The organism is Halorubrum sp. ARQ200, assembly GCF_005435115.1.
Taxonomy (GTDB): domain Archaea; phylum Halobacteriota; class Halobacteria; order Halobacteriales; family Haloferacaceae; genus Halorubrum; species Halorubrum tropicale.
The window spans coordinates 65,677-87,314 of sequence record NZ_SGTZ01000016.1 but is presented as its reverse complement, the minus strand read 5'-3'; the positions used below and the strand labels follow the sequence as shown (position 1 = coordinate 87,314).

General features: G+C 71.4%; 19 protein-coding genes and 1 pseudogene. 14 read left to right on the top strand and 6 right to left on the bottom strand.

Annotated elements, in window-relative coordinates; genetic code table 11:
• Positions 1–294 (top strand): hypothetical protein (locus EXE50_RS17800; RefSeq protein WP_241982688.1); only part of this gene is annotated, 294 nt, incomplete at its 5' end.
• Between the two features lie 141 nt (positions 295–435).
• Positions 436–1,152, top strand: a complete 717-nt coding sequence (locus tag EXE50_RS15520; RefSeq protein WP_137705500.1) for a hypothetical protein — start codon at positions 436–438, stop codon at positions 1,150–1,152.
• Positions 1,153–1,166: 14 nt separating this feature from the next.
• Here the strand turns inward: EXE50_RS15520 and azf are convergent, their stop codons facing one another.
• The 3 genes from azf to mutS all read right to left on the bottom strand — a co-directional run bounded on the left by azf (position 1,167) and on the right by mutS (position 5,386).
• On the bottom strand, positions 1,167–2,069 hold the full coding sequence (gene azf, locus EXE50_RS15515; RefSeq protein WP_137705499.1) for an NAD-dependent glucose-6-phosphate dehydrogenase Azf: 903 nt from the start codon (positions 2,067–2,069) through the stop codon (positions 1,167–1,169).
• A gap of 121 nt (positions 2,070–2,190) precedes the next feature.
• Positions 2,191–2,541 carry a cell division protein SepF gene (gene sepF / locus EXE50_RS15510; RefSeq protein ID WP_053770178.1) on the bottom strand — a complete coding sequence of 117 codons (351 nt, stop codon included), beginning with the start codon at positions 2,539–2,541 and terminating at the stop codon, positions 2,191–2,193.
• Between the two features lie 49 nt (positions 2,542–2,590).
• Positions 2,591–5,386, bottom strand: coding sequence for a DNA mismatch repair protein MutS (gene mutS / locus EXE50_RS15505; RefSeq protein WP_137705498.1), 2,796 nt, complete (start codon positions 5,384–5,386; stop codon positions 2,591–2,593).
• 142 nt (positions 5,387–5,528) lie between these two features.
• Here mutS and EXE50_RS15500 point away from each other — a divergent pair, with 142 nt between their 5' ends.
• On the top strand, positions 5,529–6,422 hold the full coding sequence (locus EXE50_RS15500) for a hypothetical protein (protein WP_137705497.1): 894 nt from the start codon (positions 5,529–5,531) through the stop codon (positions 6,420–6,422).
• 28 nt (positions 6,423–6,450) lie between these two features.
• Here the strand turns inward: EXE50_RS15500 and EXE50_RS15495 are convergent, their stop codons facing one another.
• Complete coding sequence (locus EXE50_RS15495; RefSeq protein ID WP_053770181.1) at positions 6,451–7,026, bottom strand: hypothetical protein; 576 nt, start codon at positions 7,024–7,026, stop codon at positions 6,451–6,453.
• 273 nt (positions 7,027–7,299) lie between these two features.
• Between EXE50_RS15495 and EXE50_RS15490 the strand changes: the two genes are divergently transcribed.
• A complete protein-coding gene (locus EXE50_RS15490) occupies positions 7,300–8,169 on the top strand; it encodes a hypothetical protein (RefSeq protein ID WP_137705496.1) in 870 nt (289 codons plus the stop codon).
• A 120-nt stretch (positions 8,170–8,289) separates the two neighbouring features.
• Here the strand turns inward: EXE50_RS15490 and EXE50_RS15485 are convergent, their stop codons facing one another.
• Entirely contained in the window at positions 8,290–8,820 is a 531-nt protein-coding gene (locus tag EXE50_RS15485; RefSeq protein WP_137705495.1) for a hypothetical protein, read from the bottom strand.
• Positions 8,821–9,211: 391 nt separating this feature from the next.
• Here EXE50_RS15485 and EXE50_RS15480 point away from each other — a divergent pair, with 391 nt between their 5' ends.
• From EXE50_RS15480 to EXE50_RS15440, 10 genes and pseudogenes are all read left to right on the top strand, one after another.
• Entirely contained in the window at positions 9,212–10,714 is a 1,503-nt protein-coding gene (locus tag EXE50_RS15480; RefSeq protein WP_137705494.1) for a VWA domain-containing protein, read from the top strand.
• Positions 10,715–10,837: 123 nt separating this feature from the next.
• Positions 10,838–12,166 carry a choice-of-anchor W domain-containing protein gene (locus tag EXE50_RS15475; protein ID WP_137705493.1) on the top strand — a complete coding sequence of 443 codons (1,329 nt, stop codon included), beginning with the start codon at positions 10,838–10,840 and terminating at the stop codon, positions 12,164–12,166.
• A 97-nt stretch (positions 12,167–12,263) separates the two neighbouring features.
• Positions 12,264–13,718 carry a SipW-dependent-type signal peptide-containing protein gene (locus tag EXE50_RS15470; protein WP_137705492.1) on the top strand — a complete coding sequence of 485 codons (1,455 nt, stop codon included), beginning with the start codon at positions 12,264–12,266 and terminating at the stop codon, positions 13,716–13,718.
• Between the two features lie 126 nt (positions 13,719–13,844).
• Entirely contained in the window at positions 13,845–15,551 is a 1,707-nt protein-coding gene (locus EXE50_RS15465; protein WP_137705491.1) for a vWA domain-containing protein, read from the top strand.
• A 202-nt stretch (positions 15,552–15,753) separates the two neighbouring features.
• Complete coding sequence (locus EXE50_RS15460; protein WP_053770186.1) at positions 15,754–16,536, top strand: hypothetical protein; 783 nt, start codon at positions 15,754–15,756, stop codon at positions 16,534–16,536.
• A pseudogene (locus tag EXE50_RS15455) lies at positions 16,533–17,594 on the top strand (hypothetical protein); the annotation flags it as partial. The gene EXE50_RS15460 and the pseudogene EXE50_RS15455, both read left to right, overlap by 4 nt.
• A gap of 368 nt (positions 17,595–17,962) precedes the next feature.
• Complete coding sequence (locus tag EXE50_RS15450; protein ID WP_137705489.1) at positions 17,963–18,997, top strand: signal peptidase I; 1,035 nt, start codon at positions 17,963–17,965, stop codon at positions 18,995–18,997.
• Entirely contained in the window at positions 18,994–19,659 is a 666-nt protein-coding gene (locus EXE50_RS15445; protein WP_137705488.1) for a hypothetical protein, read from the top strand. The genes EXE50_RS15450 and EXE50_RS15445 overlap by 4 nt, the downstream gene beginning before the upstream one ends.
• Before the next feature lie 2 nt (positions 19,660–19,661).
• A complete protein-coding gene (locus EXE50_RS17220; protein ID WP_158293557.1) occupies positions 19,662–19,820 on the top strand; it encodes a hypothetical protein in 159 nt (52 codons plus the stop codon).
• Positions 19,821–19,908: 88 nt separating this feature from the next.
• Positions 19,909–20,706: a ZIP family metal transporter gene (locus EXE50_RS15440; protein ID WP_053770190.1), complete on the top strand. Its 798-nt coding sequence runs from the start codon at positions 19,909–19,911 to the stop codon at positions 20,704–20,706.
• 25 nt (positions 20,707–20,731) lie between these two features.
• Here EXE50_RS15440 and thiD read toward each other — a convergent pair whose 3' ends face one another.
• Positions 20,732–21,574, bottom strand: a complete 843-nt coding sequence (gene thiD / locus EXE50_RS15435) for a bifunctional hydroxymethylpyrimidine kinase/phosphomethylpyrimidine kinase (protein WP_053770191.1) — start codon at positions 21,572–21,574, stop codon at positions 20,732–20,734.
• Positions 21,575–21,638: the final 64 nt, after the last annotated feature.

Sequence of the window (21,638 nt, the reverse complement as noted above, 5' to 3'; positions counted from 1 at the left end):
GCCACCTGCGGCCGCGCCGTCGCGAGCGCCGGCGCCGCGACCCCGGCCGCGGCGAGCGACAGGCCGTCGACCGTCGGCGCCTCGCCGCCGACCCGGATCCGCGGCGCGATGGTCGCCTTCGCGGCGCTGCCGGTCGCGACGGTGGCGGCCCTGTCGTTCCCGACCGCGGCCGCCGTCGCGCTGGCGGCCCTCTGCGGCGCCGTCGCCGGCGCGGCGGCCCACCGGCGCTACCCCGCCACGGTCGACCGAACGGTCCGCCTGCCGGACGACGACGGCGCCGTCCGGGAGGCCTGATCCGGCGGCCGGTCCCGATTCCGCCGCTGACGCGCCGCCCTCCACTTCCCCGCTGACGCGCCGCCTTCCACTCCCCCCTGACGCGCCGCCCTGCCGGCGCGGAACTCGACATTTATCATGCGCCGTCGCCGACCGTGAGGCGTGACCGACCGCCACCGCGGTCCGGATCGAGGCCCACGCGACGCGCCCGGCCCGTCAGCCGCGCTCGGGGCCGGCGCCGCGCTGTTCAACGAGCGGCGCTTCCTCGCGGCGCGCGTCGCTTGGGACCGGGGCCGACGACCCGCCCCCGACGAGCGCGACGGAGACGCCGATTCGGCCGGCGAGACCGGTCCGGGCGACGGCGAGCGCGACCGCGCCGACGAGCGATTGCTCCGGGCGCTCGCCGCGACCGCGGCGGCGTCGCACCGGGCGGCCGACGGCGACCGCGCCGGCGCGGCGGCGGAGGCGGACGACGCCGCGGCGGCGCTGAGGGGCGTCGCTGACGTGCGGGGCGTCGCGCTGGCTCCCGCCCGGGAGTGGGCCGAACGGCTCGCGGCCGATCCGGGGGGAGCGGACCCCGCGAGCGCGCCGCGGATCCGGGTCGGCGGCGAGGCGCCGACGGTCGACGGCCTGTCGCTCGCCGCGGCCGGGGTCGCGGCGCCGGCGCTCGCGACGGCGGGCGAGCCGGGCGACCCGGAGACGCTCGCGACCGCGGCGGCCTTCGCCCGGGAGGAGCGCGGGACGGGTCGGACCGAGTTCGCCGAGTTGCTGTTCGCGTACCTCCGGACGCCCGACGCCCGGCCGCAGGTGGCCGCGCGGCTCGGCGATCACGTCGACCGGGAGGAGCGGAAGCGCCGCGACGTCGACGGGCTGTTCTGAGCGCGGCGGGTCGGTCAGGCGTCGTCCGGGTCGGCCGGGAAGTTCGGGTCGGCCGGCGACTCGTTGGCGGGGCAGTCGGCGTCCGGCGCGAAGGACTCGGGCGCGTAGCGGTCGCCGTCCGCCTCGGCGTCGCGGTCGGGCTTCGGCTCGCCCTCGAAGGTGTAGTCGGCGGAGTTGTCGGCGGGGTCGTACCCGAGCGCCTCGCGGGCGCGCTCGATGGAGTAGTAGCGGCGGTCGTTGTCCGAGATGCCGTACACGATCTCGTAGCCGTACGCCGCGCGGAGACAGCGGTCGAACAGGTGCGCGCAGTCGCGGTGCGAGAGCCACATCGCCTGCCCGCGCTCGTACTCGCGGGGCGGGTGGTCCTTGGTGAGGTTCCCGACGCGGACGCAGACGACGCTCATGTCGAACTCGTCGTGGTAGAAGCGGCCGAGCGACTCGCCGGCCGCCTTCGAGACGCCGTAGAGGTTGCCGGGGCGGGGCAGCTCGCTCCCGTCGAGCCGGTAGTCGTCCTCGGCGCGGTACAGGTCCGGGGTCCGCTCGGCCGTCTCGTAGCCGCCGACGGCGTGGTTCGAGGAGGCGAACGCGAACTTCTCGACGCCGGCCTCGGCGGCGGCGCGCATCACGACCTGCGTCCCGTCGATGTTGTTCCGGAGGACCGAGTCCCACGGCGCCGTCTTCCGCGGGTCGCCGGCGAGGTGGATCACCGCGCCGACGTCGGCGACGGCCTCGCGGACGGCGCGCTCGTCGGTGATGTCGGCGACGTACCGGTCGGCGTCGGTGACCCCGTCGGGCACCTTCGCGGCCGGGAGCGGCTCGCGGTCGAGGAGCCGCCAGTCGTACTCGTCGCCGAGACCGCGGAGGATGGCCTGTCCCACCCGTCCGCCGGCGCCCGTCAGGAGGACCGGCTCGTCCATTCGACTCTACGTGGGCGGGAGAACGGCATATATGACACGGTTCGACCGATACGGGCGAACGCGGGCTACAGAGGGGTGCCTGCGAGAGAATCGGAGAGAGAAGATCGCCGGAACGCGGCGCTTACAGCTTCTGCCGCGAGACCTTGACGCCGGTCGGGGTGACGATGATCTGGTCGTCGCCCTTCTGGACGATGTCGCCGTCGACCTCCTGGACCACCTGGCGGAGCTCGTCGTAGACGTGTTCTATCGTCCGGTCCGACGTGGAGTGGCGGGTGATGTCCGCGATGACGAAGTCGCCGTCGTAGACGGCGTCTTTGATCGGGATGACGTCGCTCTGGTCGCCGATCTCGGCGAAGTGTACCTGCGTCCCCGTCTCCGCGTGCGCGTCGGCGAAGTCGTCCGAGTCGAGCTCGACGTAATCGTCGACGGAGCGGCTCCCGCTGCCGCCGAGGATCTTGCTCATGATGCCCATACACACCACACGACGAGGTCAGACATTAGTTCTTACGTCAGACGCGCCCTCACTCCAGCCGCTCCTGCCACTCCTGGACGCGGGAGAGCAGGTCCACCGGCGCCGTCGCCGCGACGTCGACGTCGCTCAGCTCCTCGATCACGGCGCGGGTCTCGGGGTCGAGGCCGTCGGCGGGCCCGGAACTCTCGGGCTCGCCGCCGCCGGTCGCCGTCGACTCGGCGGCTTCCGCCGGTTGGGATCCGGGGGCCGCGCCGTTGCGACCCGCCTCGGAGACCGAAGCGTCCGCGGTCGCCCCCTCGGCGTCGCCGCCGCCCGAGAACGACCCCGACGAGAGGTCGAACACGACCTGCTGGGTCCCGCCGTCGCCGGGGGACCCGTCGGTGGCGTCTCCCCCGTTCCGCGAGCCGCGGGCCTCGATGGCCTTCTCCTCGCGGAGCCGGTCCAAGACCTCGTCAGCGCGGGAGACGACGGGGTCCGGCACGCCGGCGAGGTCGGCGACGTGGACCCCGTACGACCGGTTCGTCGGGCCGTCGCGGACGGTGCGGAGGAAGGTCACCTCGCCGTCGCGCTCGTCGACGGCGACGTGGACGTTTGCGACGCGCGGGAGGTGGTCCGCGAGCGTCGTCAGCTCGTGGTAGTGGGTGGCGAAGAGGGTCCGCGCGCGCACCTCGTTGTGGAGGTACTCGGTCGCGGCCCACGCGATGGAGATGCCGTCGTAGGTGGCGGTACCGCGGCCGACCTCGTCGAGGATGACGAGCGACTCGTCGGTCGCGGAGTGGAGGATGTTCGACAGCTCCTGCATCTCGACCATGAACGTCGACCGCCCCTGCGCCAGCTCGTCGAGCGCGCCGACGCGGGTGTAGATGCCGTCGACGAGCCCCACCTCGGCCGCGCGGGCGGGGACGAACGAGCCCGCCTGCGCGAGCAGCTGGATCAGCGCGGCCTGGCGCATGTACGTCGACTTCCCGCTCATGTTCGGGCCGGTGACGATGAGGAAGCCGCGCTCGGCGTCGAGCCGGAGGTCGTTCGGAACGAAGTCGGTCGTCCCCTCGACGACGGGGTGACGCCCGGCCTCGACGTCGAGGCGGCGCTCGTCGGTCAGCTCCGGGCGCGTCCAGTCGTTGCGGGCGGCGTGGGTCGCGAGCGAGGCGAGCGCGTCGAGCTCCGCGACCGCCCGGCCGGCGTCCTGGAGCAGCTCTGCGCGCTCGGCGACGCGCTCGCGCAGCTCCTCGAACAGCTCGTACTCCAGGTCGCCGCGGGCCTCCTCCAGGCGGAGGACCTCCCGCTCCTTCTCCGCCAGCTCGTCGGTGACGAACCGCTTCGAGTTCTTCAGCGTCTTGATCTCGCGGTAGCCCTCGGGGACCCGATCCGCCACCGATTTCCCGACTTGGATGTAGTAGCCGTCCGTCTTGTTGCGGTCGACGGTGACGTGACTGAGCCCGTGCCGGCGCTTCTCGCGCTCCGCGAGTTCGTCGAGCCACGACTTCACCGACTCGTGGCGCTCGATCAGCTCGTCGAGCTCGTCGTCGTAGCCGCGCTTGAGGAGCCCGCCGCCCGTCTTCGCCTTCGGCGGGTCCTCGGCGAGCGCCTCGGCGAGCTCCTCCCGGAGGGCGGCCGCGCGGTCGCGGTCGACGCGTTCGAGGACGGCGGCCGCGGGCGAGTCGGCGAGGGGAGTGTCGGCGACCGCGTCGGCGAGGTCCGGCAGCAGCGCGAGCGTGTCCCGCACCGAGAGGAGTTCGCGTGCGCCCGCGCTTCCGCTCGTCGTCCGCGCCGCGAGCCGTTCGAGGTCGTAGGCGTCGCCGAGCACCTCGCGGATCCGGTCGCGGGCGAGCGCCGCGGACGCCAGCGCCTCCACGGCGTCGAGGCGGTCGGCGAGCGTCTCGCGGTCGCGCCGGGGGCGAGTGAGCCACTCCCGGAGCAGCCGCCCGCCGGCGGCGGTGACGGTGTGGTCGACGGTGTCGAACAGCGAGCCGTCGGCGTCGCCCCGCATCGTCTCCGTGATCTCGAGGTTGCGCTGGGTGGTCGCGTCCACGTCGACGCGGTCGTCGGCGCCGTAGGCGGTGAGGCGGGTCATCGACGCCAGCACGCCCGCGCCCGTCTCCTCGACGTACGAGAGGACCGCGCCCGCCGCGCGGACCGCGAGGTCCGCGTCCAGCCCGACGCTGTCGGTCGTCTCGCGGCCGAACTGCTCGCGCACGGCGTGTCTCGCGCGGCCCGCCGCGAACGCCTCCGCGTCGAAGGCGGTCACGCGCCCGGAGAGGTCCTCCCGGACCGCGCCGAGCAGGCCGTCGTCGTTGCGGACGTGCGGGCCGGGCAGCACCTCCGCGGGGTCGAACCGGTAGAGCTCGGCGCGCAGGTCGCCGCCGTCCTCGACCGTCGTCGCGAGGAACCGCCCCGTCGTCACGTCGGCGAAGGCGAGCCCGTAGGGGCCGTCGGCGGCGTCGACCGCGCCCGTCGCGCCGCCGGCGTCCCCCTCCCGGACGACGGCCGCGAGGTAGCGCGCGTCGTCGTCGCTCGTCTCCAGGACCGTGCCGGGCGTGACGACGCGGACGACCTCGCGGGCGTGGCCGCCGTCGTCGGTCTCGTACTGGTCCGCGACCGCGACCCGGTATCCCCGCTCGACCAGGGCGTTCACGTACGGCGTCAGCTCCGAGAGGGGGACGCCCGCCATCGGGTACGACGAGCCGTGGGAGGACTTCTGCGAGATGGAGAGGTCCAGCTCGTCGGCGACCAGCTCCGCGTCGTCCGCGAAGAACTCGTAGAAGTCGCCGCACTGCATCGCGAGGACGTCCGCGTCCGTCTCCGCCTTGAGATCGAGGAACTCCCCGACGATCCCCGTTGCCATATGTCCGTACACCCGCCGTGCGCGGCTAAAACCCTGCGGGTGTTAGACGGGCGGTAGTGAGCGGCCGGACCGCGACGGGCGGCGAGACTGGTCTGACCCAGCGCGTCCGTAATTACAAGCACCCGCCCCGCGTAGGCGCGGTATGGACGCGTCGGGCAGCGGGGTCGTTGATCGCCTCCGCCAACCGGAGTACACCGGCGAGAATCGCTGTACCCCCTGTACCGCTGTCAACGTCACGATCGGCGTCGCGCTCGGCGCGGCGGTCGCCGTCGCCGTCGATCCCGTTGTCGGCGCGGCCGCGACGGGACTCTCGCTCGCGGCGATCTGGCTGCGCGGCTACCTCGTGCCCGGCACGCCCGAGCTCACGAAGCGCTACCTCCCGGGGTCGGTGCTCCGGCTGTTCGGCAAGGCGCCGCCGGCGGCTGGGGTGGAATCGGGGGCTTCGGCCGCGATCGGGACGCCGACGGACGAGGCCGACCCGTCGGGCGAGTCGGCCGAGGGCGTCGCCGTCGACCCGCAGTCGTACCTGCTCGCCGCGGACGCGCTCGTCGAGACCGACGACGGGAGCGACCTGACGTACGCGCCGTGGTTCGCGTCCGCGTGGCGGAGCGAACTCGAGACCGCCCGGGAGACGGCCGACGGTCCGGCGGTGGCGCGGCTCGCCGACGTGCCGCCCGACGACGAGCCGAGGCTGTCGGTCGAGGAGCGCGGAAACGCGGTGGTCGCGGCCGTCGACGGCGAGCGGGTCGGCCACTGGGTGTCGCGGCCGGCGTTCCTCGCGGACGCCGCCGCCGACCGCGTGCTTCGCGCGAGCGACGACGAATGGACCGACCTCCCGCAGGCGGCGCGCAGCGGGGTGCTCGGCGGGCTCCGACTGTTCGTCGAGGAGTGTCCGGCTTGCGGGGCCGAGGTGACGCTTAGCGAGGAGGTCGTCGCCTCCTGCTGTACCGCTCGGGACGTGGTCGTCGGGCGCTGTGACGGGTGCGAAGCGCGGGTCTTCGAGCTGGAGCCCGCCGCGCTCGACGGGGTCGAGTGACGGGAGGCTGCGGACGCTCAGCCGCCGCCTACCCCAGTCGGTTCCGCTTCGTCGACAGCCGATGGAACAGTCCGGACACGCCGAATATCCCGGCGAAAAGCACCGCGTACGCGTATCCGGAGACGGCGTCGAACGGGGCGGTGCCGGTCCACGCCGCGGCCGCCAGCAGCCCGCACACGGCCGCGAGCCCGACGTAGTACTCGCTCCAGAGGATCTCGTTTTCCGAGACGACCTCCAGATACACCTCAAGCTGCCGGCTCTCCTCGGTGAGCGACACCAGCCCGCGGTCGCGCTCGTAGTCGATGAACCCGCTTTCGGCCAGCTTCGGGAGGTGCGACTGGTGGAGGGCGGTGTACACGCGCTTGCGCTGTTTGTACGTGACCTCGTTGATCTCGACGTCGTTCTCCCAGGCCGCCAGCTGCTCGGCGATGTCGCGGACTCGCGCCTCCGAACCGTTCGTTTTCAGGTACTTGATGACGTTCCGCCGCCGCGCGTTACTCAGCGCGGTGAACACCTCGTCGCGCGAGGGACCGGCGGCGTCCCGCGAGGAGCCGTCCTCGCCGTCGGCGAGCGATGCTTCCGACCCAGTGAGTTGTGGTGTCATGGCTCATCCATTCAAGTTGAAGCTAGATTATCAGGAGAGGTCTTATCAGTTGCGGTTAACAATAATTTGAGATGTCGCGATCCAATAGTGCGGTAGAATCACGCCGTTCAGGACTTCAAAACGGCGCTGACACCGATCAAAAGAACGCTATTACAGTCTACTTCTGCTATACTCTCTATATAGTATATTTTGTGACTTTTCGAGACGGCGAATCGGGCACGACTGGGTGGTAGGCGGCCCATACATAGGTCGGTTCGCCGCCGTTCCGTGTGTATGAACGCGTCACGCGCCACGCTGTCGGCCAGACTCGGACGACCCGCCCGGACCGCCGTCGACCGCCTCCGGCAGCCCGAGTACACCGGCGAGAACCGTTGTCTGCCGTGTACGGTCGTCAACGTCGGGATCGCCGCGGTCGGGGCGGCGGCGGTGACCGCGGTCGGCGCGCCGCTCTTCGGCGCGGCCGGGTTCGGGGCCTCGCTCGCGGCGATCTGGCTGCGCGGCTACCTCGTGCCCGGCACGCCCGAGCTCACGAAGCGCTACCTCCCCGAGCGCGTCCTCGCGCTGTTCGGCAAGGCGCCCGGCGAGACGAAACGCGGGACGCGTCCGGCGGGCGACGTCGACCCGGAGGCGTACCTCCTCGACGCCGGCGTCCTCGTCGAGACGCCGGGGGGCGACGACTTCGCGTTCGCGCCCGACTTCGCCGCGGCGTGGCGGGCGGCGGTCGACGCCGACGCGCCGACCGACGGCGACCTCGACGCGCTCGCGTCGCTCACCGGGGTCGACCGCGACGAGCTGGCGATCGACTGGTACGAGGGCGTCGGGTTCGCGTACGCGGGCGACGAGAAGATCGGCCACTGGGAGTCGCGCGCGGCGTTCCGGGCGGACGCCGCGGCCGACCGCGTGCTGACGGCGACCCGCGACGACTGGACCGACCTGCCGCTCGCGGACCAGAGCACCGTCCTCGGGGCCCTCCGGCTGTTCGTCGAGGAATGCCCCGCTTGCGCCGGGGACGTGGCGCTCGAAGAGCGGGTCGTCGAGTCCTGCTGTGCCAGCTACGACGTCGTCGCCGGACGGTGCGCGGGCTGCGACGCCCGACTGTTCGAGCTTCGGCTACCGCCGTCGCTCGCGGCCGCGAGCGAGTAGGAAAGCCAGGAAATCGAAGTGACGGAGAAGAACTGAACCGACGGAAGAGAACTGAAGCGACGGAGGGGAATCGAAGGGAAGTGGTCGAAAATCGAGTAGGAGCTGTTTTTTCGAGCCGAGTCACCGCGGCCGTAGCTGTCGCAGCACCGAGAAGCGGTTGACCCACAGCTGGACGGCGCTCGCGGCGGCGAAGGCGCCGAGCGCGAGGCTGGTCCAGAGGACCGGGTCGACGGCCGACACGAGCGGGGCGTCGAGGAGCGCGGCGAGCACGACGAGCAGCGACGCCACCGCGAGCGCGCGGTAGATCTCCGACCACGTCGCGCCGCCGGGCGCGAGGATCTCCGTGTAGAGCCGGACGTCCTGCGCGCGTCGCGAGAGCTCGATGGTCTGTGAGTCCCGGTCGTACGTGATGACGCCCGCGTCCGCCAGCTTCGGGAGGTGCGTCTGGACGAGCGACGTGTACACGCTCTCGCGACAGCGCTTCGGCGGCGGGCTCTCGCCGGTCTCGCGGCCCGCGACGAGCGTCGACAGTTCGTTGACCGAGACGGGCCCGCCGACGGAGCTGAGCTGTTCGATCGCGCGCCGTCGGCGCTCGTTCGCGAGGATGGTGTACACCTGCTCGGCCGGAAGCACGTCGGTTCGGAGTTTCATGGGTGGGGATCCGGAGACCGCGCTCGGCGGCGTCCGAGGTCTGTCGCCTACTGCGTCAGACAGGGGTATATGTATGAACTCGCTACCCGGTGAGATCCCCCTTCGAGCGGCGGGAGTACGAGGTCCCTGTCGGATTCGGCCCGACGAGTACGGTCTCCGTGCCGCGTTCCGAGGCGGCGGTACGGGGGCCATACCGGCAATATCGGCCGGAGTAGGGGCGCCGGACCGCCGGTCGAACGCTCCGTTCGACTCGGCGACTGAGACGTTCTATCACGTGGAATCGGTCGTGCGACGGTGACATGGGAGCGCGTAACTACGTCGGTATCCCTCGGAGGGGGAAGTAACCGATTCGGCTGTCCAGCGCGGACGGGGGCGGGTCGGGGGAGAAAGCATGAGCCAAGACACAAACGACACAATCGGACTCTCGCGGCGCAAAGTCCTCGCCGGCCTCGGGGCCGTCGGCGTGGCCTCCGCGGGCGCGGGACTCGGTACCACGGCGTACTTCAACGACACGGAGGCGTTCGAGGGCAACACGCTCACCGCGGGCGAGCTGGACCTGAAGCTGGACTACAAGTCGACGTACCTCGGCGGCCCCGGCCGCCTGGAGCACGTCCAGTCCATGGGCTACCCGGACGCCGAGGACCTCGGCGACGGGCGCTACCTGCTCGACCAGGCGCCCAGCCCCGCGGACATGCAGGCGTGGGAGGACCTCGTCCAGGGCGAGGAGTTCGACTTCTGTTCGCCCGAGGCCGACGAATTCCTTGTCAACGGCGACGGAATCCCGGTGTTCACGCTCGACGACGTGAAGCCCGGCGACTCCGGCGAAGTCACCATCAGCGTCCACATCTGTGACAACCCCGCGTTCCTCTACCTCGCGGGCGAGCTGACCGAGAACGCGGAGAACGGGCAGAGCGAACCCGAGATGGAACAGGAAGGCGAGGACACCGACGGCATCGGCGAGCTCGCCGACGCCATCGAGGTCTGCGTCTGGTACGACGAGGACTGCGACAACGTGTACGAGCCCACGGGCACGGGCCAGCAGAACGAACTGGAAGTCGCCCTCGTCAGCGACGTCTCCGGTTCGATGGGCGGCGGCAAGATCGCGGCGTTGAAGACGTCCGCGACGAGCTTCGTCGACAACCTCTCCTCGCCCGACGAGGCCGCCGCGATCTCGTTCGCCTCGTCCGCGAACGTCGACCAGGAACTGACGACCGACTACCAGGCGGTCAAGGACGCGATCGACGCATACAACGCGAGCGGCGGCACCTCGATCGCGGCCGGCGTCAGCGCCGGTGAGAACGAGCTGCTCAACGGGACCAACGCCACGATGGGCGCCTCGAAGGTGATGATCGTCCTGAGCGACGGGCAGTCCAACGCCAGCGCGGCCATCGCGGCGGCCGACGCGGCCAAGGCGAACGGCATCCGCATCTTCACCATCGCGCTCGGCGCCGGCGCGGCGACGGGGCTGCTCGAGGACATCGCCACCTCGCCCGACGACGCCTTCGTCGCTCCCGACGCGGCCGACCTCGACACCGTCTACGCGGAGATCGCGCAGGTCGTCCTCGCGGGCGAACAGAAGATCTTCGAGGGGTCGATGGCCGACTTCTTCGGGACCTTCCTCGCCGACGGGCACGCGCTCGACGGCGACCGGCAGGAGGAGGGTCGCCAGCCGTACCCCGGCGCGACCACCCAGTGTATCGGCTTCGAGTGGACGCTCCCGGCGGAGGTCGAAAACGAGGTCCAGACCGATTCGGTGGAATTCGACATCGGCCTCTACGCCGAGCAGTCGCGCCACAACGACAACCCCCAGGTGACGTTCAACGGCACGGAGGCGAACAGCACCAGCCCCGGTCCCGCACCCAACGGGACCGGCAACGTGAGCGGGCAGAACTAGCTCCTCGGAGCAACGCGGCCCTCCGGACGACGAGACACGTCCGGGTCCCGGTTCGGCGCCTTCGGGCGGCCGACGCGGCGGTTCGCGACCGCCGCCGGGGGTTCCCTTCGGGGATGATACACAATGAACGACGACACAATCGGACTATCGCGGCGGAAGATGCTGGTCGGCCTCGGAGCGGTGGGCGTCGCCTCCGCCGGCGCCGGGATCGGCACCACGGCGTACTTCAACGACACGGAGACGTTCGAGGACAACACGCTGACGGCGGGCTCGCTCGACCTGTTCGTCCACGTCGACTACTCCGAGGACCAGGGCAGCTACGCGCAGTACTCGACGCCCCCGGGGAGCTTCATCAACGGCAACGTCGTCGGGCAGCTCGTCGACGGCGAAATCGTCACGCAGGAGGGCGAGGGCCTGAGCATCCAGGTCTCCGACCTGAAGCCCGGCGACTCCGGCGAGGGCGAGTTCTGCTTCTCAATCGTCGACAACCCCGCGTACATGTGGATGTGCGGCGAGTTGACCGCGAACGACGAGAACGGGATGACCGAGCCCGAGGCGGACGACGACGAGACTTCCGGTGGAGACCTCGCCGACGCGATGGAGGTCACCGTCTCGTACTGTACGCCCGACGGCGAGAAGGGCGAGGAGATCCTCTCCGGATCGCTCGCCGATGTCATGGACGCGCTCATCGAGGGCGTGCCCCTGTCCGGTGACGGCGACGCGAGCGCGGCGGTCGCAGACCGCCCCGCGTTCGAGGGCGTCACCGAACCGTTCGTCGACGGAGTACCGAACGTCGCGGAGCAGTGCGTCTGCTTCGAGTGGGTCGTCCCCACCAGCGTCGAAAACGAGATCCAGACGGACTCGGTCATGTTCGACTTCGAGTTCTACGCCGTCCAGTCGCGGCACAACGACGGGACCCACAACCCCTGCGTCGAGAGCGTCGAGGGCGAGGGCTTCCCCGAACTTGAGGACAGCGTCTGGCACGCCCGCGGTATCTACGGTGACGGCGGCGGCGCGGCGAACCGCGAGCTCGACATCCGACTCCCCGACGACACGCCCGTCCACAGCGGGAACGAGAACGTCGCGTGGCCGAACGGCCAGCCCGTTCCCTTCGAGCTCACCATCGACGGCGGCGACGCGAAGTGGACCGTCGACGGCTCCGAGGTTACCGTCTCGCCCGCGCCGATGCCGACCAGCGACACGGTCGTGGTGATGGCGAAGGCGTCGAGCGCCGACTCGACCATCGAGGTCAACGACATCGCGTTCAACGGCAGTTCGCCGACGGGCGCCAACTCCGTCTCCGCCGACGGTAACGTCGGCGAGCAGCAGAAGGTGAGCCTGAGTACGGTCGCCTTCGGCGAGGGCGACGCCATCACCGGCACGGTGACGATGTCGTGGCCCGCCGGGTCGCCCCCGAACCGCGAGGGGCTGGGCTTCCGTATCGACGTGTAACGCCGCGACAGCGGCACCCTCCCATTCCGGACCCGCGCGGGCGGCCGGGACGGCGGTTCGACTCCGTCGGTGGGACTCCCCTCGGGGAATAACAATCATGGCAGACAACGACAACGGCAGGACAATCGGACTCTCGCGACGCAAGATGCTGGTCGGCCTCGGAGCGGTCGGGGTCGCCTCCGCCGGTGCCGGACTCGGCACCACGGCGTACTTCAACGACACCGAGACGTTCGAGAACAACGAGCTGACGGCGGGTGAGCTGGACCTGTTCGTCCACGTCGACTACTCCGAGGACCAGGGGAGCTTCGCGCAGTACGCCACCCCCGAGGGGACGTTCATCAACGGGAACGTCGTCGGCGGCGGCGAGGGCGAGCCCCTCAGCATCGACGTGGAGGACTTAAAGCCCGGCGACTCCGGCGAGGGCGAGTTCTGCTTCTCGATCGTCGACAACCCCGCGTATCTGTGGATGTGCGGCGAGCTCACGGCGAACGACGAGAACGGCCAGACCGAGCCCGAGGCGGACGACGACTCGACCGGCGGCGACCCCGGCCCGGGGATGGGCGAGATCGCCGACGCGATGGAAGTCAGCGTCTCGTACTGCACCCCCGACGGCGAGGTCGGGAACGAGATCGTCTCCGGGTCCCTCCGCGACGTGATGCTGGCGCTCCGCGCCGGCGTCCCGCTGTACGGCGACGGCGACCCGAGCGCGCCGGTGGCGAACCGCCCCGCGTTCGAGGGCGTCGAGGCGCCGTTCGACGAGAGCGACGAGCCGGTCGTCGCCGAGCAGTGCGTCTGCTTCGAGTGGGTCGTCCCCACCAGCGTCGAAAACGAGATCCAGACGGACTCGGTCACCTTCGACTTCGAGTTCTACGCGGAACAGGCCCGCCACAACGACGGGGCGAACAACCCCTGCGTCGAGTTCGACACCGTTCTGACCACGGACGCCGGCACGGGCGTCGACCGCAACGGCGACGGCCAAGGCGACGCGGAGGGTAACTGGATCACCGCGCGAGTGAGCAGCGGCCCCACCACGGTCGTGCAGGTGGAGCTCGACGGCGACATGTACGGCGGCGGCAGTTCCGGCCTCGGCGAGTGGCCGAGCAACCCGAACTCCTACGTCGTCGAGGCCAACTTCGACGTCGACACCGACGGGCTCAGTGAGAGCCCGAACGACGACTTCCGGTTCGGCTTCGGCAGCGCGAGCTCCGGGGCCCGGTCCGCGGGCATCGCGAACAGCACGAGCGGCGCGAGCGGCGACGGCGGCTACATCCGGCGCAACACCGGCACGGGCGGGACCAACAACCGCACCGACACCGCCGCGGAGGACGCGCCCGGCTTCCTTGCGGTCGAGAGCGCCGACCGGCTGACCTACACGTTCGTCATCGACTGGACGAGCGGCCTGCCGGCGCTGTCGAGCGTCCCGACGCAGTTCGTGGTCAACGAGGTCTTCGCCAGCGACGGCGGCGAGGGGGTCGCGTCGTCGAACAGCTCGAACGACGGGCGCGCGGCAATCGACAACGTCACCGACGCGTCGGGGACCATCACCGTCTGATCGGCGCGTGACGCGGCGGGCGCGACGGCGCCCGTCCGACCGACCACCACCCATTCCGGACCCGCGCGGGCGGCCGGGACGACGGTTCGACTCCGTCGGTGGGACTCCCTTCGGGGAATCACAATCATGAACGACAAGGAAAACATCGACACGATCGGACTGTCGCGGCGAACCGTGCTGGCCGGCCTCGGCGCGGTCGGCGTCGCCTCGGCCGGTGCGGGCCTCGGCACCACGGCGTACTTCAACGACACCGAGTCGTTCGAGGGCAACCAGCTGACCGCCGGGCAGCTCGACCTGCTCGTCGACTGGCAACAGACCTACGACTTCGGCGACGGCCGCCAGTTCGTCAGCGCGCACCCCGACCACGACGGCGACGGCGAGCAGTCGATCGAGATCGACGGCGAAGTGTCCAAGTACAGCGACTTCCCGGACGAGGAGGACGAGGACAGCAACGGCGCGAACATCCCGACCCTGGACTGTGAGACCATCCCGCCGCTCTCGGAGGCGAACTTCAACGTCGACCCCGTCACGGGCGAGGAGATGGAGACGCTGGTCCAGCTCACCGACGTGAAACCCGGCGACTCCGGCGAGATCACCTTCTCGCTGCACCTCTGTGACAACCCCGGCTACATCTGGATGCAGGCGGCCAACGTCAACGACGATGGCGGCACCGAAACCGAGCCGGAGCTCATCGTCGACCCGGACAACATGGGCGACCTCGGCGACGCGATCAACGCGAAGCTCTGGTACGACGAGGACTGCGACAACGTCTACGACGCGGCGCGGCCGGTCGACATCATGCTGACGCTCGACTTCTCGGGCTCGATGCTGTACGACCGGTTCGGCGGCGTGGTCAGCAGCGACCCGATCGCGATCAACGGGAGCAACTACACCGAGACGACGAAGATCGACCTCGTCGAGCTCGGCACTCGGCAGTTCATCGACTTCCTACAGAGCGCGGGCGCGGACGTGCAAGTGGGCGTGGCGTACTTCGACGGCGAGAAGCAGGGCGATAACGAACCCCGGACCGGCATCCTGCAGACGCTGACCAGCGACCTGTCCGTGGTCGACGGCGCGCTGTCGGGCCTGCGGCAGAAGCTCGCGAACGTTGTGAGCGGCAGCGCTGGTTCGACCCCGTTCGACGGCGACGGGGACCCGAACCCGTTCGCTGGCAGCGGCATCGCGACGGGCACCTACATCGGTGAGGGCGTCGACGACGCGCAGGGCGAGCTCGACGCGAACGGCCGCGCGAGCGCCGACAAGCGCAACATCGTCCTCTCGGACGGCGAGTCGTTCAACGGGACCGGCAGCACCCAGTTCTCCTCGCCCATCGGCGCGGCCGACGACGCCCGCGCGGCGTCGCCGAGCCCGGCGACCGACGTGTTCACGATCAACGTGAACGGCAGCGCCAGCACGCTGCTCGCGATGGCCGGCCCGGCCGGCGGCTCGGGCGGTGACTCGACGTTCTTCAACGACCTCGACGACCCGCTGAACATCCCGACGGTGTTCGGGAACCTCGCGGCGCAGGCGACGCAGGAGAAGATCATCATGGAGGATTCGCTCGCGAACGTCCTCGCCGAGCTGGCGGACGGGAACGGCATCCCGCTCGACGGCAACCGCTCGACGCTGTACGACGAGCTCTCGGACCCGGCGGACGACCCGGACCGCGACGCCTTCCGCGGCGACGGCGTGATGCACTGCGTCGCGCTCGAATGGGAGCTCCCGCTCGACGTGGGCAACGAGGTCCAGGGCGACACGCTCGGCTTCGATCTGAGCTTCTACACCGAGCAGGCGCGGCACAACGACGGCGCGGGTCCGTCCCAGACGGCCTGATCCGGCGGTTCGGTCCCGCCGCGGCGCCGTCGAGCGAGACCGACCGACGGTCGAGCGGATCGAGCGACCGCGGACGGGTACGGTACCCGTACCGTCGGGGTACGGAGCCCCGGCCGCACGGGTAGGACGCGCATACATACGAGCACGGTGGGAGTAGGGAGGGTATCGACGACACGGCCGTTCGGAGCCGCGACGACAGATAATGACACAGAAGGAATCAGGACTGACGCGGCGGGAGGCACTCGCGGGCGCCGGAGCCGTCGGCTTCGCCGCCCTCGGGGCCGCCTCCGGTCGACCGACGGGCACGGACAGCTGGGGTGAGTACACGGATTACACGTACGCGCAGACGGACCGGCCGTGGGACCTGCTCGTCGGCTGGCGGCGCACGGAGAACGGGACGGTCGTCGATTCGAGCCCGACCGACGCCGAAGACGACGTCGAGGCGGCCGGAATCCGCCTCGTCGACGTCGACAACGCCCTCCCCCACGACGCCGGGACCGCGAGCGTGGGCCTCCGCTTAGAGGACCCCGCCGGCGCGGCGCCCGACGGCGTCCGGGTGTGGCTGAAGATAGGCTCGGCCCTCGACGACGCGGACGCCGCGAGCCGCGCGCTCGCCGACCGCATCCGGCTGGAGGTCCGGTACGACACCGGCCTCCTCGGCGTCGGCGCGTGCGCGGGCGCCGAGAGCGACTTCGCCGGCTACGGCGAGCTGATCGCCGCCGGCACGCTCGCGGAACTCAGCGCCGCCCCGGTGGCGACGGGGATCGAACTCGATCCAACGCTGCTCGGGAACGGCTGTCTCACGACCGAGGAGCGCCGCTGCCTGACCTTCACCTGGGAGTTCGACGGCGAGGGCGGCAACGCCGGACAGGGCGGCGCCGTCGACTTCGACGTGCGGTTCGCCGCCGACGACTGCTCGGCCGAGGGGAACCCCTTCGCGATGAGCGACGCGACCGGCGGCGACGCCGCCGAGGTGGGGCAATGACCCCCGGAGACGGCGCCGGACGGCGCGCGAGCGGGCTCAGCCGCCGCCGGCTGCTCGCCGGGATCGGCGGCGTCGGCGCCGTCGGGATGGCGAGCGGCATCGGCACGGGCGCGTACCTCGCGGACCGCGAGACGTTCGCGAACAACGTCTTCGGCGCCGGCGAGGTCGGGCTGACGGTCGACGGCACGCCGACGAACGGCGTCGTCACCGTCGGGCCGCTCGCGGTCGACCGGACGACGTTTGCCGACCGGCCCGAGCCCGAGACGTTCGAGGTAGAGGCGTCGGCGAACCCCGTGCGGGTGTGGCTCGCGACGGACTGCCCGGACGGCGACTCGCTCGGGAACGCCCTCGAAGTCGAGGTCGTCGTCGACGGCGAGTCGGTGACAGGCGGCTACCGCCCCCTCGCCGAGGTCGAGCGCGACCTCGCGACCGGAGTGCGGATCGACGCCGGCTGCCTCGACCCGGACGGCGACCCGATCGTCGTCGAGGTCGCGCCGTACCTCCCGGTGGATTCGCCCGACGTGGGCGGGCAGGCGACGGACCTGACCGTCCGACTGTACGCCGAGCAGTGCCGCCACGTCTCTGAGGAGCAGGCGAACGCGCCGGGGGGGAACCCCTTCGCGGACGTCGTCTGCGAGGAGACGGACTGCCCCGAGTGCGTCCCGTTCGGCAAGGCGGACTTCGGCGCGTCGACCGCGGTGGGCGACGTGCTCCCGCTGGAGATGCTGCTCGACGGCGCGAGGCCCCACCAGATCGAGATCACGGGAGTCGAGACGAAGGACGACGGCGAGGTCGTCGGCGTCGCGTTCCGGCTCCGAGACGCCGACGGCGACTCGGGACCGGACATGTGTACGGTGGCGGTCAAGGGCGGCCCGGACCGCGACCCGGACCCCGTCGCGGTCGACCCGGTCGACCCGGAGACGGACGGGATCGTGTTCGCGCCAGTGAATCCCAAAAACGGCACGCGGTACGGAGTCAGCAACGTCACGATCGGCGTCTGTATCGACACCGTCGAGACGGGCGGCGGGGGCGACTGCGTCGTCTGCGACGACGAAGCAGTCTCGCTCGCGTCGCTCGACATCGGCTACCGTGGCAGCGACGAGCAGTCGATCGCGGTCGTCTCGACGAAGGGCGGCACGAGCGGGACGCTCTTCGCGGGCAGGGTCACCGACGGAGACGCGTTCACGCTCGACGGGAGCGATGTGACTCGGAAGGGTAAGAACGGCAACACCAACGGCGGCGGCCCGGCGGACAGACTCGGGCCGGAGATCGAAATCGCGGTCGACGGCGGAGCGACGATACCCATCCACGTGAGCTGTTCGGAGCCGCTCGCGGTCGGGATGCGGTTCGGCCCCGCCGACGAGTTCGAGATCGTGGGTGGAACGACCACGGACGGCGAGCCGCTGTGCGGCACGGAGGCGAACTGATGACACAACTACTCACATCACGGCGGGCGAAGCGCGCGGCGAACGTACTCGGGATCGTCCTGCTGATCGCGGCCGTCGCGCCGTTCGCGGTGTTCGCGGTCCCCGAGGTCGTCGGCGCCGACGAGAGCTTCGTGGTGCTCACGGCGAGCATGACGCCCGCCATCGCGCCGGGCGACGTGGTCATCGTCGCTGAGCGCGACCCAACCGCGATCGCCGAGGGCGACGTGATCACGTTCGTCCGCGGCACGAGCGACGTGCCGGTGACGCATCGGGTGATCGGCGTGAGCGGCGAGGGAGCGGCGCTCGCGTTCGAGACGATGGGCGACGCCAACGAGGGGCCGGATCCGGGGCTCGTCCCGGCCGGGAACATCGTCGGCGTCGTGGCGCTGACGATCCCGTGGATCGGCTACGTCATCCAGTTCGCGGGCACGCGCGTCGGGTTCGTCGCGCTGGTCATGCTCCCCTTCGGCCTGCTCGCGGCCACCGAGGTCTGGTCGATCGTCCGCGGCCGCAGCGAGTCCGAGGGACGGACCCCGACGACCGCCGAGCCGGTCGGAGAGTCGGACGACGACACGGGCGCCGAGTCGGTCGGGCCCGAGCCCGCGACCGAGTCCGACGCCGCCCCGACGGCGGACGCCGCGGGCGGTTCCGGCGGCGTCTCGGTCGACGCGGTCGGGGGCGCGGCGGCGGTGCTGGCCGCGGTCACCCCGTACGCGATTTACGTCGCGTTCGAGCTGCGCACCGCCGTCGCCATCGCGGTGGCGGTCGCGGCCGCGACGCTCCTGCTGGGCGCGCTCGCGGCGTGGATCCCGGCGAGCGGCGTCCTCGACCGGAGCGGCTCGGGCGCGGCGGCGGCGGAGACCGACGCGCCGGCCCCGGCCGCCGACGGCGGCGTGTCCGAGACCGACGGCGGCGCTGACGCGGCGGCGACCGACGCCGGGGAGGCCGACGTCGACGCGATCGACGACCCGGATCGGGGGATTCCCGCGACGACGCCGGCGCCGGCGGACGGCACCGCGGAGGCGGACAGATGACCGCGAACCGCGGACTGGTCGCGCTCGTCGCCCTCGCCGTGTTGGTGTGGGGCGTCGCGTTCGCCGGGGGGGCCACGATCGCGGTCCTCACCGCGAACGCCACCGTGACGACGACGTTCGAGACGCCGGACGAACTCCGGCAGATAGACGAGTCCGCCGGCGAGGGGTTCGCCGTCGCGGCCGTCGCGAACGGAACGGCCGAGGTGAACGGAACCGCGCCGACGGCGACCGCCGCCGGCCCGGGCGAGAACGTCTCGGCGCCTCCCGACGGCAACACGTCAAGCCCGACCGACGGCAACACGTCAAGCCCGACCGACGGCAACACGTCAAGCCCGACCGACGGCAACACGTCAAGCCCGAGCGAAACGGCACCGTCCACAGACGGTAACGCCTCTGCGCCCGACGGTGACGGCGCTTCGGTGCCGGGGGACGGGAACGCATCGAGCCCGCCAGAGACGGCATCGACCGCGGGCGGTAACGCCTCGTCGCCCGCGGACGGCGGCGAGTCGAGCCCGAACGAAACGGGCACGGAACCGTCGGAGACCGGCGAGCGGTCGACGGACGAGTCGAGCGGCGCGGAGAACTCGACGGCGGTCTCGGCCCCGGTGAACGCGTTCGACGCCGATCCGCGGCCCGCGTCCGACCGGTCGAACGGGACGTGATCATGGACGCGCCGAACCGCTCGCAGCGGACCGGAGAGGAGCGTGGGAGGAGACCGTGCGCGCTGCGACCGGCGATCGGGATCAAGCTCACCGCGCTGCTGCTCTTCGTCGCGCTGCTGCTGCTCGCGTTCCTCGCCGCCACGATCCGCGGGCTCGGGTGATCGGACCGGGCCCGGCGGGCGACCGATTCCCGGATCGTGGGGGCGTCCCGCGGAATTATCACCCGGAGCGTCGTAGTCTCGACACGGAATGGCCGCTATCGACGCCTACGCGTTCGTGTTCGTCGCCGGGCTGATCACGGCGCTGGCGACCGGGATCGGCGCGCTCCCGTTCTTCTTCTTCGAGACGATCAGCGACCGCGGGAACGTGGCGCTGTGGGGCTTCGCGTCGGGGATCATGCTCGCGGCGTCGCTGTTCGGCCTCGTTCAGGAGGGGCTCGCGGAGGGGACCGCCGTCGAGATCGGCGTCGGGATGCTCGCGGGGGTCGTCCTCGTCGTCCTCGCCCACGAGGTGCTGCTGGACGCCGACATCGATCCGCGGGAGTACGCGGAGGCGGACTTCAAGAAGCTGATCCTGATCCTCGGCGTGCTGACGGTCCACAGCTTCCCCGAGGGGATCGCGGTCGGCGTCTCCTTCGCGGACCTCGGACTCGAGGGCGGAACGGAGCTGTTCGGCTTCACCGTCCCGCTGTTGGCCGTGTTCATGACCGTCGCCATCTCGATCCACAACGTCCCCGAGGGGACGGCCATCTCGATCCCGCTGCGGTCGATGGGCGTCTCGAAGTGGAAGATGGTGTGGTGGTCGGTGTTCTCCAGCCTCCCGCAGCCGATCGGGGCGGTGATCGCGTTCGCGTTCGTGCGGTACGCCCGCGAGTTCCTGCCGTACGGCTTCGGCTTCGCGGCGGGCGCGATGATCTACCTCGTGCTCACCGAGTTCGTCCCCGAGGCGCTCGAAACGGGCGCCGACCTCCCGCGGGGCGGCAAACCGGTCCTCGTCGGCGGGATCGCGCTCGGCGTCGCGCTGATGGTCCCGCTGGCGTACCTGTGATCGCCCGGGTCCGAGCGGGCGGCCCTCACTCAGCGCCCAGCACGGTCGGGTTGACCGCGCCGGGCCCCTCGCCCACGTCGTAGCCGCGCCGGACCGCCTCGGTCATCCCCTCGACCGCGGCCTCGACCGCCTCGCGAACCGATTCGCCCCGCGCCAGCCGCGCCGCGATCGCGCTCGACAGCGCGCAGCCGGAGCCGTGCGTCGCCGCGGTGTCGACCCGCGGCGTCTCGAAGCGGTCGACCGCGACCCCGGACTCGCCCTCCTCCTCGGCGCGGACGAGGGTGTCGACGACGGTGTCGTCGCCGCCGTCTCCGCCCGTCAGGTGTCCGCCCTTCACCAGCGCCGCGTCCGCGCCGAGCGCGACCAGCTCGCGCCCGGCCGCCGCGGCGTCGGCCGGCGTCTCGACCGGGTCGCCGGTCAGCACCGCGGCCTCGTCCGCGTTCGGCGTGACGAGCGTCGCGGCCGCGACCAGGTCCTCGTAGGCCGCCTCGGCCGCGGGCGAGAGCAGGCGGTCGCCGGTGGCCGCGACCATCACGGGGTCGACGACGAGGGGAACGTCGGCGTCCGCGACCGCCTCGGTCACCGTCTCGACGATCCCTGCGGTCGCGAGCATCCCCGTCTTGACCGCGCGCACGTCGAAGTCGTCGGCGACCGCCGCGTACTGGCTCGCGACGTGGTCGGCCGGGAGCGGGTTCACGTCCGCGACGCCGCGGGTGTTCTGGGCGGTCGTCGCCGTCACGACCGAGGCGCCGAAGACGCCGTGGGCGGTCATCGCGGTCAGGTCGGCCTGGATCCCCGCGCCGCCGCCGCTGTCGCTGCCGGCGACCGTCAGCGCGACCGGCGGGTCGACCGGGTCGTACTCGGGCATACGCGGTGATACAACGTAGTTGTATTAATTGGTGGTGATCTGGTCGCGCGCGCTCGTCGGCGCC